The sequence below is a fragment of the Streptomyces sp. NPDC002588 genome (genome assembly GCF_040295925.1).
Classification (GTDB): Bacteria; Actinomycetota; Actinomycetes; order Streptomycetales; family Streptomycetaceae; genus Streptomyces.
Genome location: NZ_JBEOWF010000017.1, coordinates 47,621 through 60,972 on the forward strand (window position 1 = coordinate 47,621; position 13,352 = coordinate 60,972).

A 13,352-nucleotide genomic window follows, 5' to 3' on the forward strand; every position below is an offset into this window, starting at 1 on the left:
TCCTTTCAGATGTGACAAACCGGGCGCCGGTGGGTACTGCACTGGTTGACAAGGCTGCGGCTACGACGGCGACGCCTGACCCGGAACGGGACTCGGAACGGGAATCTTTACCGCCGACCGGACGTTGACCGGATGACGACGACAGCGACACCTGTCCTGTGGGCGACAAGCCCGGGAGGCACGATTCATGAGTGAGCGAGCTCTTCGCGGCACGCGCCTCGTGGTGACCAGCTACGAGACGGACCGCGGTATCGACCTGGCCCCGCGCCAGGCCGTGGAGTACGCATGCGAGAAGGGGCACCGCTTCGAGATGCCCTTCTCGGTGGAGGCGGAGATCCCGCCGGAGTGGGAGTGCAAGGTCTGCGGAGCCCCTGCACTCCTCGTGGACGGCGACGGCCCTGAGGAGAAGAAGGCCAAGCCCGCGCGTACGCATTGGGACATGCTGATGGAGCGGCGGACCCGAGAGGAACTCGAAGAGGTTCTCGAGGAGCGGCTGGCCGTTCTGCGGTCCGGGGCGATGAACCTCGCGGTACATCCCCGGGACAGCCGCAAGTCCGCGTAAGCGGGAAACCGGCGACAAGCGCACGCCAATGACCGCGGGCGCCGTACGTGAGAGATGCGTACGGCGCCCGCGGTCGTTGTGCTGCCTGGAAAGTTACCGCTCGTCCCTGATGACCTCGCCCTGCACCACTTTGCCGTCCGGGCGGTGTATGCGGGCCTGCTGGTAGGCGTCGCCCAGGGAGCCCGGGGCGGAGGCCCCGCCGAGCAGTTTGCGTTCCGCGTAGGCGCTGATCGCCTTCTGGACGGGCGGCAGGAGCAGGAGGAGGCCGGCCGCGTCCGAGAGGAGGCCGGGGATCATCAGGAGCAGGCCGCCCAGCATCATCAGGCCGTTGCCCCCGCCGCTGCTCGGGGCCGTGCCGCGCTGGAGCGCCTCGTTCAGAGCCCGGAACGCGCGGCGGCCCGCCCGCTTGATCACCACCGAGCCGAGCACGAACCCGGCGACGAGGAGCAGGAAGACCACGAACCCGTTGGTCGCGCCGGCGACGAGGGTCAGCAGCCAGATCTCCAGTACCAGCCACGCCGCGAGCCCCAGCGGCAGGAACGTCCGCAGCCGGGAGCGCCGGGGCCGGCCCGCGGCGGAGGGTGAGCCGGAGGCGGGGTACGTCGGGATCGGTGCGCCAGTCGTCATGCTCCCAGTGTGCCCGGACCCGGCTCAGAGCGGCATAAGGGGACGATCAGCCTTCGCTGTGCGGCTTCGTGGGCGTCTGCGCCTGCTCGGGCCGTTCAGCCTGCTGAGCCTGTTCGGCGGGCGCGGGCGTCCGCGAGGGCTCGGGGCGCGCGGGCTGTGCGGTGCCGCGGCCCGTGATCTTGCCGACCCGCTCCCCCACACCCCAGGCCGTGACCCGCCACAGGGCCTCGACAAGGATGTCGCGGCTCATCTTGGAGTCGCCGAGTTCGCGCTCGACGAAGGTGATGGGCACCTCGACGACCTGGAAGCCGGCCTTGACGGCGCGGCGGGCGAGGTCGACCTGGAAGCAGTAGCCCTGGGAGGCGACCGCGTCGAGGCCGAGGCCTTCGAGGGTCTCGCGCCGGAAGGCGCGGTAGCCGCCGGTGATGTCGCGGATGGGAAGGTCGAGCGCGAGGCGGGAGTAGAGGCTGCCGCCGCGGGAGATGACCTCGCGGGACTTGGGCCAGTTCACCACCCGGCCGCCGGGCACCCAGCGCGAGCCGAGAACCAGGTCCGCGCTCTTGAGGGCGGTGAGCAGCCGGGGCAGTTCCTCGGGCTGGTGGGAGCCGTCGGCGTCCATCTCGATCAGGACGCCGAAGCCGTTGTCCAGGCCCCAGCGGAAGCCGGCGAGATAGGCCGCGCCCAGGCCCTCCTTGCCCTTGCGGTGCAGGACCTGCACCTGGTCGTCCTCGGCGGCCAGCTCGTCGGCGAGCTTGCCGGTGCCGTCGGGGCTGTTGTCGTCGGCCACGAGGACGTGCGCCTCGGGGACGGCCTTGCGCACCCGGCCGACGATGGACTTGATGTTCTCCGCCTCGTTGTAGGTCGGGATGATCACCAAGGCTGTGCCGAGGGGGCCGAACCGCCTCCCCCGGTGCTGGGCCGCGAGGGTCCCGTCGCCGTCGTTCACTGCTGCCCCTTCGTGTCCGTACGCACGGGACCACCATAGTGGCCACCGCCTGCGATGACGTGACAGGACGTTCGAATCGTGGTGTCGGTTCCACATGAGCGGGGTAAGAATGACCTTTTCGCACTCGGTACACGCGCTCGGTATGTACCTGCTTACCCCTGGGCGGGCAGCGCGAAGCCTGCTGCGGATGGGGGCCCGGCGCCCTTCGGGCCGACCTGGGGCCCGCTGGCTGCGGGTCGACCTAAAGCCGTTGTCTACTGAGCGCCCGGGCCCCACCCGGGTCACACCTCCCCGGCCGGACGGAACGTTCCCTCGGTGCGGCGCGGGCGCTGAGCCTGGCTGCCAGTGGCGGTGCGCCGCTGCGGGCACACCGTCCCTGACCCAGCGGCGCCGCCGCGAGTGCGCGGACGTTCTGCGGCGGGGCGTCCGGTGGTGGACCCGGCCGAACCTACCCGCCTCCCGCCATCGGCTGTCAACAGCCGTTTGACCTGCGGATTTTCCATCAATGCGCTGGTCAGCGGGGACGTGACACAGATCGCACCGCAGCGCGCGGACGGGTGATCTTCTTCGCACCGGCCCCGCGGATCACTCGCCCGGCCGTACGAACACGGTCCGTCCGCCGACCACCGTGCGCAGGCACACGGGGAGGTCGGTGCCGGGCGTCAGGTCGGGCAGGCCGGGGGTGCCCGAGCGGGGGTCGGTCGACCAGCGGGCGACCCGGTCGTCGGGGGCCTGGACGATCAGCTCGTCGGTGCGCCAGACCGCGTAGTCCGCGGGGGCGCCCGGCACGAGGACGCCGGCGTCGTCACGGCCGATCGCCCGCCAGCCGCCGCGGGTGTGGGCGGTGAAGGCGGCGCGAACGGAGACGCGGTGCTCGGGCGTGCGGTGGAAGGCGGCGGCGCGGACCGTGCCCCAGGGATCGAGGGGGGTGACCGGGCTGTCGGAGCCGAAGGCGAGCGGGACACCGGCGCGCAGCAGGGCGGCGAAGGGGTTGAGGGTGCGGGCCCGCTCGGCGCCGAGGCGCTGGGCGTACATGCCGTCCTCGCCGCCCCACAGGGCGTCGAAAGCGGGCTGCACGGAGGCGGTCAGGCCGAGTTCGGCGAGGGCGGCCACGGTCTCGGGCGTGAGCATCTCGGCGTGCTCGACACGGTGGCGGGCGGCGCGGACCCTGGGCAGGCCGACCTTCTCGGCGGCCGCGCGGACGCCCTCCACGACGGCGGTCACCGCGGCGTCGCCGATGGCGTGGAACCCCGCCTGGAGGCCCGCCTCGGTGCAGGCGGCGACGTGCGCGGCGACGTCGGCCGCGGTCAGGTACGCGGTGCCGGTGTGTGCCGCGTCGGTGTACGGGGCGTGCAGACATGCCGTGTGGGAGCCGAGGGCCCCGTCGACGAACAGGTCCCCTGCGGCGCCGAGCGCGCCCAGTGCACGCGCCTTGTCGGCATCACGCTCGGCCCAGTAGCCGACGACCCGCGGACCGCTCTCCTCGGCGGCGAGCCGCAGCAGATGCGTGAAGTCGTCCTCGGAGGAGATCTCGGGCCCGGCGCACTCGTGGACGGTGCCGATCCCGAGGGACGCGGCGTGCGCGAGGGCGGCCCGCTGGGCCTCGGCGCGCTGCGCGGGCGTCACGGCTGCGAACGCCGCGGCGCGGACGGCGTGGTGGGCGTCGGCGGTGAGCGGGCCGTCGGGCGCACCGAGCCCGGGGGTCAGCTCCAGCAGGGCCGTGGTGACGACCGCCGAGTGCACGTCGATGCGGGACAGGTACAGGGGGCGGCCACCGGTGGCCGCGTCGAGTTCGGCGCGGGCCGGGGGGCGGCCGCCGGGCCAGCGCGAGGCGTCCCAGCCGTGCCCGAGCAGCACCTTGTCCTGGGGGCGGGCGGCCGCGAAGTCGCGTACGAGACCGAGGGCCGCCTCGAGGGTGGACGCGGCCGACAGGTCGAGGCCGGTCAGGGCGAGGCCCGTGGACGTGGTGTGGACGTGGGCGTCGGTGAACGCCGGGGTGACGAGGGCGCCGTCCAGGTCGACCACCTCGTCGACGCCGTCCGCGAAGGCGTCGGCCGCGCCTTCGGAGCCGACCCAGGCGACCTGGCCGCGCTCGACGACCATCGCGGTCGCGAACGGGTCGGCGGGGCTGTGGACCTCTCCGCGGCGGAGCAGGACGGTCTTCGGCTCGGGGGCGCGCTCACTCATGGGGAACAGTCTCGCGCCTCGCCGGGACCGCCCGGCACACGGACCCCCTCAGATCCGGGGCGGCCGGGCCTCGTAGGGGGTGGAGAGCACGACCGTCGTCCGGGTCGACACGCCCGCGAGCGCGCGGAGCCGGCTGAGCAGTTCCTCCAGTTCGTGCGGTGTCGCCACGCGCACCTTGAGGATGTAGTTCTCGTCGCCGGCGACGCTGTGGCAGGCCTCGATCTCGGGCACGTCGGCCAGCCGCTCGGCGATGTCGTCGGGGGCGCTGGGATCGAACGGTTTCACCGAGATGAAGGCGGTGAGGGGCAGCCCGACGGCCTCCGGGTCGACGACGGCCGCGTAGCCCCGGATGACGCCTCGCTGTTCCAGCCGGCGCACCCGCTGATGCACGGCCGACGTGGACAGGCCCGTGGCCTTGCCCAGATCGGTGTAACTCATCCGCCCGTCCTTGACGAGCAGCTGCACGATTTGCCGGTCCAGCTCCTCCATGGCGCAAGAACCTACAGTGTGTGTGATCTCCGCGTATACCGATGCAGCCCAGGTCATACCCGGTTCGTGATGTGGTGGGACGCCGACGGGACGTACGCTGTGAGCGGTCTGAGCGGCGCGGCCGCTGCACGAGGCACGTACGGATGGCATGTGACGAACGCCACAGCCCCTGTCAACGCTTCGTGATGGCCTCGTGATTACCAACCGGGCGGTCTGGGAAGTGCTTGCTGTGGTCGAGGCCGCAGCGCCTTACGGCCCAGCCCGAGGGGGAGAATCCCATGCAGAGTCTTAAGCGCCCTGGTCGCACCGCGCCCAAGCGGCTCCAGTCGGTCGTCGAGCCCGAGCCGGAGGGCGTCGAACCCGACGACCCCGAGTTCTCCGCCGGCGCGGACGCCTCCGACGTGTTCGACGCCTACGACACCTTCGAGATGTACCGGGTGATCTGCCCGGACTGCGCGCAGCCCATCGCGCTGCTGGCGGACGAGGAGGCCCTGCCGGAGCACGCGCTGTGCGCCTCGCCGTGGAACCCGTTCGGGCTCACGGTCTGCGCCGGTACGGGGCGTACGGCGGCCGAGGCCCGGCCCGCCGACTCGTCCTTCACGCCCCAGGAGCAGGACACCGCGCTCCTGTTGACGCTTCCTCAGGGGCTCGACTGGCGTATGCAGCCCTTCTCGCACGTCGGCGGCCCGGGCTCTCGCCCGATGCGCGTGCCGGTGATGCGCCGCGACGCCGCCTGAGCCGGTCCCCTCACCCCCGGTACCTGCCCTGCACCATGGCCCGCAGGCTGTCGTGGTGCAGGATCAGTGTGTCCGGATCCGCCGGGATGCCCACTTCGCCGAAGTGGACCTGCCGGTAGGCGACGCGCAGCATGACGATCGCCTGCCGCAGGGCCGCGTACAGGATGTAGAAGTCCATGTCGCGCGGGGTGTGTCCGGTGAGCCGCGCGTAGCGTTCCTCGACGCGGTCGCGGCGCAGGAAGTCCGGCAGGCCGGGCTGTCCGGAGGCGGTGGTGAGGTCCTGGAAGAAGCGGTGCAGGTAGACGGTCCAGCCGAGGTCGACCTCTCGCGGGGCCGTGGCCGCCATCTCCCAGTCGAGGACGGCGACCGGCTCGAAGCCGTCGTAGATCACGTTCCCGATGCGGGCGTCGCCCCAGGTCAGTACGGGCGGGCCGGGGTCGCGCGGCCAGCGCTCGGCCAGGCGGGCGAAGCCGGCCTCGATGAGCGGTGAGCGGGGCAGTCCGTCGACCACCCAGTGGTAGTAGGCGCGTTGGGCCGTCACATGGCGGCGCAACGCGTCACCCGCGCCCGGGGCGTCGAGGAACTCGGCTTTCTCTCCGGGGAGTTGGTCGTGCAGCCGGGCCAACAGCCCGATTGTCGCCGCCTCCAGGTGTTCCCGCTCGGCGTCGCTCGCCGCGTGCAGCCAGTTGCCCTCGTAGGTGTAGGGCATGACGTCCGGCGGTACGCGTCCGGCGACCCGTTCCATCACGAAGAACGGCGCGCCCAGCGGCTCCGGGTCCTCCTCCAGCCAGAGCACCCGTGGCACGGGCACGTCCGTGTGCTCGGCCACCAGGCGCATCGTGCGGTACTGGCGGGCCATGTCGTACACCGGAAAGACCGTGTACGCCGCCGGATCCGCGGCGAGCCTCAACGCGCAGGCACGCAGGGGTGGTTCGGGGTGCTCGAGGTCGAAGAGCAGGGTCTCGCTGGAGAGGCCGTTGGAGGCGGGAGCGGTCACGGCGGACACCCGGGCGCCGGGCAGTCTGGTGCGGAGCCAGTCGGTCAGGCGACGGGACATCTCCTGCGGGTCGCGGGTGGTGGTGCGGGGCCGCGGTCCGGCGGGCATGGCGTCAACTCCCCTCCTGGGCAACCGAGTCGAACCCGGTGAAGCCGCTCGGGTCGTGGCGGCCGAACGAGCCGTGCTCGAAGACGCCGTATCCGGTCCGGCCGTCGAGACGGAAACGGGCAGCGTGGTCTGTTACGCCGTAGGCGGCCGACGGGTGAGGGGCCGTCAGGTCGTAGGTACGGCGGTCGGTCCAGCCAGGACCGCGCCAGGTGCCGTGCTGCCAGTCGTCGGCCGGCGGATAGCCGGCACCGACCGCGAGCGGGGAGGAGGTGAGGATCTCCGCCTCCAGTTCCAGGGGCTTGCGGATGTCCCCGAGGTGGATGAGGGCACGCTCGGGGTGGCGGGTACCGGGGCGGTAGGTGATCTCGGCCTGGGGCCAGCCGAGTTGGCGGTCGCGGCGGCCGGGGCGGACCTGGACGGCCTCGTTCAGCGAGCGGTGGCCGTCCGCGTCCTCCTGGACGATGACCATCAGGAAGCGGTCGTCGAAGCGGACCGGGCACCAGATCCAGTGGAAGCCCTCGGTCGGATGGTCCTGCGCCAGCCGCCCGCCCTCCTCGCCGGGCACGGGGCGCACGCCCCAACTCCGGTCCCGGGTCCCGGTCCAGGCTCCCGCAGTCAGCCGGGTCTTCTCGCCGCCCGCCCGCAGCCACCCCACGCACCGCCCCGCCTGGACGAACCGCTTCCCCTCCAGCGTGAGCCGGCCGCCGCGCCGCTGCTGGTGGTGCGGCTCCCAAAGGGCCGGGAAGTCCGCCGACCAGTGGATCTCGTACGACAGTCCTTCGGGGTCGTCCGGGTCCGCGGCACAGCTCAGCACGAAGTCCCGCAGCGGCCGTTCGACACCGATGCGCAGCGGGCCGACCTCGAGGCGCGTCCGGTCCTCGCCGAGGGCGTCGGAGGCGCGTACGGCGTACAGGCGGTCCCCGAGCCGGAGGGTGGCGTAGGCGTCGATCACACCCAGGTTGGGGTAGACCCCGAGACCGGCGATCAGCAGGGCCCGGCCCCGGTGGTCGAGGACCTGGAAGATGCAGCGGTCGTAGGCGTTGCGGTCCCCGGTCGCGACGTGCTTCATCGACAGGGGCACCTGGTGGACGGGGTATTCGTCGAGCGGCACGGGCCGGTCGTCGACCACGGGCACACCTCCCTGAGGACAAGAGATTTGACGGTACGTCAGCTCCGCTCGAGTCGACCAGATGCGGGACCGGCCGAACCCGGACCGGGGGCACATTCGCACTCACGCTCGACGGCTCGGGCCGTGAACCGTTACTCCGTGCTCGCGTTGCCCTGATATGACCCCCACCCGTACGGCCGCACTCGGGTGCCATAGACAGCTCTCGTTCCGGTGCGGCCGGAGTCCGTCCGCGCAGAATCGGTTCCGCTGCCTCCGCCGCCTGTCCAGGATCCGCCTGTCCACCGCGAGCTGGTGCGCGCCTGGGCCGACCGGGGCCGTGCCGGGGCGACACGATCCGGAGTGGGCGCGGCTCGCGGCAGCGCAGCTACGCCCGGGCCGGTTCAGCGAGCCTCTGGCTCCAGGGCCTGCCCCAGCAGATGACGGGCGATGACCATCCGCTGGATCTGGTTGGTGCCCTCGACGATCTGCAGGGCCTTGGCCTCGCGCAGATACCGCTCGACGGGGAAGTCGACGGTGTAGCCGTACCCGCCGAGCACCTGGACGGCGTCGACGGTGACCCGCATCGCGGCGTCGGTGCAGTGGAGTTTCGCCATGGCGGCCTGGCGGGCGAACGGCCGGCCGGCGTCCCGCAGCCGGGCCGCCGCCAGGTACAGGGCGCGGCCCGACTCGACCCGGGTCGCCATGTCGGCGAGCAGGAAGCGCAGACCCTGGAAGTCGGCGATCGACCGCCCGAACTGCCGTCGCCCGCGCGCGTATCCGACCGCCTCGTCCAGGGCGGCCTGAGCGAGGCCGACCGCGCAGGCGGCGATGCCGAGCCGGCCGGAGTCCAGCGCAGCCAGCGCGATGGCGAACCCCTCGCCCTCCTCCCCGAGGCGGCGCGCGTCCGGGACCCGCACCCCGTCGAAGTGGACCTGGGCGGTGGGTGAGCCCTTCAGCCCCATCTTGCGTTCGGGCGGACCGGCGGTCAGGCCCTCGGCGTCACCGGGCACCAGGAACGCGGTGATTCCGCGCGGCCCCTCGCCGCCGGTGCGCGCGAAGACCGTGCAGAAGTCGGCGATACCACCGTGGGTGATCCAGGCCTTGGTGCCGGTGATCACCCAGTTGTCCCCGTCCTCGCGCACCGCCCTGGTCCGCAGCGCGGCGGCGTCCGAGCCGGAGGACGGCTCGGACAGGCAGTAGGCGCCGAGCAGCCCGCCGCCCAGCACCGCGGGCAGGTGCGCGGCCCGCTGCTCCTCGGTGCCGTGGGCGGCGAGAGCGTAGGCCGCCAGCGTGTGGACGCCGATCCCGAGCCCGACGGTGAGCCGGGCCGCGGCCAGTTCCTCCAGGACCTGTAGGTAGACCTCGTAGGGCTGGTCGCCGCCGCCGTACGCGGAGTCGTAAGGCAGGCCGAGCAGCCCCGATGCGGACAGAAGGGTGAACAGTTCGCGCGGGAAGCGTCCCGCGTCCTCCTCCTCGGCGGCCACCGGGGCGATCTCGCGCCTGGCGATGTCCCGGGCGAGCGCGACGAGGTCCCGGGCCTCGTCCGTGGGCAGGAGGCGGTCCACCGGTGCCTGCGCACGATCGGTCATGGTGCCGCCCTCCTCCCTGGCCGACCCGTGGCCGGACGCAGGGAGTATGCCCGCGGACCGCCCCCGCCGTACCGCCGGCACTTACTCGATTGGTCCAAACCATTGACCCGAGTGGTCTAGTCCTCTTACCTTCACTCCAACGCCTCCCCGCGTTCATGCCAATCGGCGTGCGATCCCCTCCCTGTCCCTTGCGAGGAGACACCCGATGCACACCCCGCACCACTCCCGTTCCCACTCCCGGCTCCGGGCGCTCATGGCCACCGCCGGCTGCGCGGCCCTCGGCGCCGCCCTGCTGGCCGGCGCGAGCACCGCCACGGCCCACCCCGACGAGTCGGCACAGGCGGCCGGCTCCAAGGTCGTCGGCTACTTCACCGACTGGGGCATCTACGGCCGCCAGTACTACGTCAAGAACATCGAGACCTCGGGCTCCGCGGACAAGCTGACCCACATCAACTACGCCTTCGGCAACGTCACCGACGGCAAGTGCGCCCTCGGCGACTCCTGGGCGGACACCGACCGGCCGTTCACCGCCGAGGAGTCGGTGGACGGCGTCGCCGACACCGCGGACCAGCCGCTCAGCGGCAACTTCAACCAGCTGCGCAAGCTGAAGAAGCTGCACCCGAACCTCAAGGTCATCTGGTCCTTCGGCGGCTGGAGCTGGTCGGGCGGCTTCGGTGAGGCGGCCAAGGACCCGGCGGCCTTCGCGAAGTCCTGCTACGACCTGGTCGAGAACTCCAAGTGGGCGGACGTCTTCGACGGCATCGACATCGACTGGGAGTACCCGAACGCCTGCGGCCTCACCTGCGACACCAGCGGCCGGGAGGCATACCGGGACGTCATGAAGGCGCTGCGGGACAGGTTCGGCAAGCACGAGCTGATCACGGCGGCCATCACGGCCGACGCCACCAGCGGCGGCAAGATCGACGCGACGGACTACGCGGGCGCGGCACGGTACGTCGACTGGTACAACCCGATGACGTACGACTACTTCGGCGCCTGGTCCGCCACCGGCCCCACGGCCCCGCACTCGCCGCTGCACTCCTACCCCGGCATCCCGCAGCAGGGCTTCGACACCGCAAGCACGATCGCCAAGCTCAAGAGCCTGGGCATTCCCTCGCAGAAGCTGCTCCTCGGCATCGGCTTCTACGGGCGCGGCTGGACCGGCGTCACCCAGGCGAAGCCGGGCGGCACGGCGACCGGGCCGGCGGCCGGAACGTACGAGGCCGGCAGCGAGGACTACAAGGTCCTCAAGACCACCTGCCCCGCGACCGGCACGGTCGGCGGCACCGCCTACGCCAAGTGCGGCAGCGACTGGTGGAGTTACGACACCCCGCAGACCATCAAGGGGAAGATGAAGTACAAGGACGCCCAGCGCCTGGGCGGCACGTTCTTCTGGGAGCTGAGCGGGGACACCGCGAACGGTGAGCTGATCCGAGCGATCAACTGACCTCGGCAGGACGGAACCAGGGCAGGTTCCGGGGGGCGGAGGACCACGGTTCTCCGCCCCCCGGCGTGCTCAGTCCCGGCGGACCTGCTTGGGCGCCGGGAAGGCGGGGTCGATCTCCTCGATCGCGCGCAGGGCGCCGCCCATGGTCTTCACCAGCAGGTCGCACATGACCTCGCGGGAGAGCTCCGGCCGGTCGATCCATTCGAGGGTGGCGCCCTCCACGCTGCACACCCAGGACAGCAGGGCCATCCGGGGCAGCGGCGGGACGTCGCTGCTGCCGTAGGCGCCCTCGGCGATGGTGGCGACGATCGCCGCGCGCACCCCGTCCCGGATGGCCTGCACCTCGGTGTCGAAGCCGACGCCCCCGCTGACGATCGTCCGGTAGGCGGCCTGGTTGTGCTCCGCGTAGCGCAGATAGCCGTCGATGGTGCGCTGGACGCGGTCCATCTGGGGCAGTTCGAGGCCGCTCGCGGCGAAGGAGACCAGGTCGGCGACGGAGTCCTGGACGATCGCCAGGTAGTAACCGCGCTTGGACTGGAAGTAGTAGTAGATCAGCCCCTTGGCGACGTGCGCCTGCCGGGCGATGTCGTCCATCGAGAGCGCGTCGTAGGACGTGTCGGCGAACAACTTGCGCCCGATGGTGATGAGTTCGGCGCGGCGCGCCAGTGAGCGCTCGGTTCCCCGCGCCCGGGGCCGGGCGGCATCACGCTGTTGGCTGATATTCAATTTCGACCCTGGTCTCCAACGGTCGGCGGGACGACGTCAGTATGTCAGGTCGAAACCGTGGGTCAGGTCACATCGGTCCCGCCCGAAACGGGCGGTCAGAGCAGTCCCAGCTGCGTCACGAGCATCGCGACGACCACGACGAGGACCCAGCCCATCAGGTGCTCGACGATCTTCGGGTCGTCACCCCGGGGGCCGCCGGTCCGGGTGCGGGCGGTCCGGGTGCGGGCGGTCCGGGTGCGGGCGGTCGTGGCGGCGTGTGCGGTCATGATCTCTCGCTGGGGTGGGGGCGACAGGTTCCGTTCTGTCCACCTTGCCACCGATCAGGGCTTTTGCGGCCGAGAGCTTGCTCACACGCGCACGCCGACCGCCTCCAGCGCCGCGCGCCGGCGGGCGCTCGGCCGGACCGGGAAGTAGAGGTAGCAGACCCCACCCGTGCCGGAGACGACCTTGCCCTCCGCGTTGTGGCGTCTGGTCCGCAGCCAGATGTTCTCGAACTCCCGCCGCCGGTAGACCCGCCGCACCGCCGCGTCGTCCGCGGAGTACGGGTCGTTCGCGATCACATCGCCGTCGGCGGTGAAGCCGATCACTGTCATCAGATGTCCGGCGGTGCCGTACCCGGCTCCCGTGAGCTCCTCCTTCAGGAAGGACTGGGACGTCATGGCGGGGATACCGGCCTCGATCAGGGTTTCCAGGTCGGTGAGGGAGGCGAGCCGGGTCACCACTCCCTGGAGGTCCGTGAAGGTGGCCGCGTAGGCGGCGTTGAACGGCCAGTTGCCGCAGCCGGCGTACTGGTGGTCGTAGGTGTGCCGGGCCGCGTGGCACACCTGCGGGTCGGCGTAGGCGGGGTCGACCCACTTCAGCTGGGCGGGGGCCAGCCGGCCGCCCCAGTACTCGATGATCATCTGCGAGGAGGTGGGGCTGCACCAGGCCTCGCCGCCGTTGTCGTACTCCGGGTACTGGCCCTTGTGGATCTCCTGGGAGTAGCGCGGGACGGCCAGTTCGCGCGCGAGGCCCGCCGCGGTGGCCGGGACGGTGAAGCGGTCCGGGACGTCGGAGCCCATGACGCCCAGCCGCCACACGGTCGGGGTGGGGGTCGTGCCGGGGCGGCGGTACAGGGTCAGCCGGACCCGGTACGCGGCGAGGCGCAGGCCCGTCGAGGCGTCGTCGATCGCCAGGGTGTCGGTCCAGACGGTGCTTCTGCCGTCGGTCTGGCCGTCGACGGAGGTCCGCTTGATGTCCTGGTCGCCGGAGGCCCAGCGGCCCATCACGTACCAGGGGGTGTCGGTCCCGTCGGAGTACGTGGCCGTCAGCTCGACCTGGAGCCAGGTGCCCGCCGGGGTGCTCGCGTTCCAGGAGGGGATCGCCTCGGTGGCGGGAACGGCGAGGCGGTGGACGGGGGAGGTCCAGGTCGCGTACTCCCAGGGGGCGGTGGCCCCGGTGTGCGGGTCGGAGTAGTCGACGGTGCCGAGGGGTGCGCCGATGACCAGGCCCGGACGGGCGGCCGCGACGGCCCGGGTGCCGCCCGCCGTGCCGGTGCTCCAGTCGGCGTACGTGAGCCAGGAGTGGTGCTCGACGGGACGGGCCGGGGCGGATTCGGCGTCCGCGGCGACGGCCGGGTCGGTGTCGGCGGCGACGGCGGTGGCCGCGGGGCCGGCGCTCCCCGCCACGGCGGCGGCGACCGCGGCGGCGAGGACGGACCGGCGGGACGGCCGCTCGGCCGACCGTGCGGCCCGTCCGGCCTCCTGATCGGCCCCTCGGGAGAACTTGTCGGTGCTGCTCATGGGCGGGAGGACCCCCAGGCTGTCCGGTGCACGGCTGTGCGCCCACTA

Annotated in this window: 13 protein-coding genes; 3 read left to right on the top strand and 10 right to left on the bottom strand. The window is 72.1% G+C overall.

Annotated elements, in window-relative coordinates; translation table 11 throughout:
* Positions 1–187 precede the first annotated feature (187 nt).
* Positions 188–562, top strand: a complete 375-nt coding sequence (locus ABT057_RS20765; protein ID WP_020128921.1) for an RNA polymerase-binding protein RbpA — start codon at positions 188–190, stop codon at positions 560–562.
* 93 nt (positions 563–655) lie between these two features.
* Here ABT057_RS20765 and fxsA read toward each other — a convergent pair whose 3' ends face one another.
* The 4 genes from fxsA to ABT057_RS20785 all read right to left on the bottom strand — a co-directional run bounded on the left by fxsA (position 656) and on the right by ABT057_RS20785 (position 4,811).
* Positions 656–1,189: an FxsA family membrane protein gene (fxsA, locus tag ABT057_RS20770; protein WP_352344551.1), complete on the bottom strand. Its 534-nt coding sequence runs from the start codon at positions 1,187–1,189 to the stop codon at positions 656–658.
* A gap of 46 nt (positions 1,190–1,235) precedes the next feature.
* Positions 1,236–2,135 (bottom strand): polyprenol monophosphomannose synthase, encoded by a 900-nt coding sequence (locus ABT057_RS20775; protein WP_352344552.1) that lies wholly within the window; start codon positions 2,133–2,135, stop codon positions 1,236–1,238.
* Between the two features lie 585 nt (positions 2,136–2,720).
* A complete protein-coding gene (locus ABT057_RS20780; protein WP_352344553.1) occupies positions 2,721–4,322 on the bottom strand; it encodes an amidohydrolase in 1,602 nt (533 codons plus the stop codon).
* A gap of 48 nt (positions 4,323–4,370) precedes the next feature.
* Positions 4,371–4,811, bottom strand: a complete 441-nt coding sequence (locus ABT057_RS20785; protein WP_352344554.1) for an Lrp/AsnC family transcriptional regulator — start codon at positions 4,809–4,811, stop codon at positions 4,371–4,373.
* Between the two features lie 278 nt (positions 4,812–5,089).
* On the opposite strand from ABT057_RS20785, the gene ABT057_RS20790 reads away from it, so the two are divergent.
* Entirely contained in the window at positions 5,090–5,548 is a 459-nt protein-coding gene (locus tag ABT057_RS20790) for a hypothetical protein (RefSeq protein WP_352344555.1), read from the top strand.
* Positions 5,549–5,558: 10 nt separating this feature from the next.
* Here the strand turns inward: ABT057_RS20790 and ABT057_RS20795 are convergent, their stop codons facing one another.
* The 3 genes from ABT057_RS20795 to ABT057_RS20810 form a co-directional block, all read right to left on the bottom strand.
* Positions 5,559–6,653 carry a phosphotransferase family protein gene (locus ABT057_RS20795; RefSeq protein WP_352344556.1) on the bottom strand — a complete coding sequence of 365 codons (1,095 nt, stop codon included), beginning with the start codon at positions 6,651–6,653 and terminating at the stop codon, positions 5,559–5,561.
* Between the two features lie 4 nt (positions 6,654–6,657).
* The gene (locus ABT057_RS20800) at positions 6,658–7,782 is read right to left on the bottom strand and encodes an Rv3169 family protein (protein ID WP_352344557.1); all 1,125 of its coding nucleotides are present in this window, start codon (positions 7,780–7,782) and stop codon (positions 6,658–6,660) included.
* 380 nt (positions 7,783–8,162) lie between these two features.
* Positions 8,163–9,350 carry an acyl-CoA dehydrogenase family protein gene (locus ABT057_RS20810; protein WP_352344558.1) on the bottom strand — a complete coding sequence of 396 codons (1,188 nt, stop codon included), beginning with the start codon at positions 9,348–9,350 and terminating at the stop codon, positions 8,163–8,165.
* Between the two features lie 205 nt (positions 9,351–9,555).
* Between ABT057_RS20810 and ABT057_RS20815 the strand changes: the two genes are divergently transcribed.
* Positions 9,556–10,797: a glycoside hydrolase family 18 protein gene (locus tag ABT057_RS20815; RefSeq protein ID WP_352344559.1), complete on the top strand. Its 1,242-nt coding sequence runs from the start codon at positions 9,556–9,558 to the stop codon at positions 10,795–10,797.
* A gap of 69 nt (positions 10,798–10,866) precedes the next feature.
* Here the strand turns inward: ABT057_RS20815 and ABT057_RS20820 are convergent, their stop codons facing one another.
* From ABT057_RS20820 to ABT057_RS20830, 3 genes are all read right to left on the bottom strand, one after another.
* Positions 10,867–11,523 (bottom strand): TetR/AcrR family transcriptional regulator, encoded by a 657-nt coding sequence (locus ABT057_RS20820; RefSeq protein WP_352344560.1) that lies wholly within the window; start codon positions 11,521–11,523, stop codon positions 10,867–10,869.
* A 95-nt stretch (positions 11,524–11,618) separates the two neighbouring features.
* Positions 11,619–11,789 (bottom strand): SCO1431 family membrane protein, encoded by a 171-nt coding sequence (locus ABT057_RS20825; RefSeq protein ID WP_352344561.1) that lies wholly within the window; start codon positions 11,787–11,789, stop codon positions 11,619–11,621.
* An 81-nt stretch (positions 11,790–11,870) separates the two neighbouring features.
* Positions 11,871–13,304 (bottom strand): C39 family peptidase, encoded by a 1,434-nt coding sequence (locus tag ABT057_RS20830; RefSeq protein ID WP_352344562.1) that lies wholly within the window; start codon positions 13,302–13,304, stop codon positions 11,871–11,873.
* Positions 13,305–13,352: the final 48 nt, after the last annotated feature.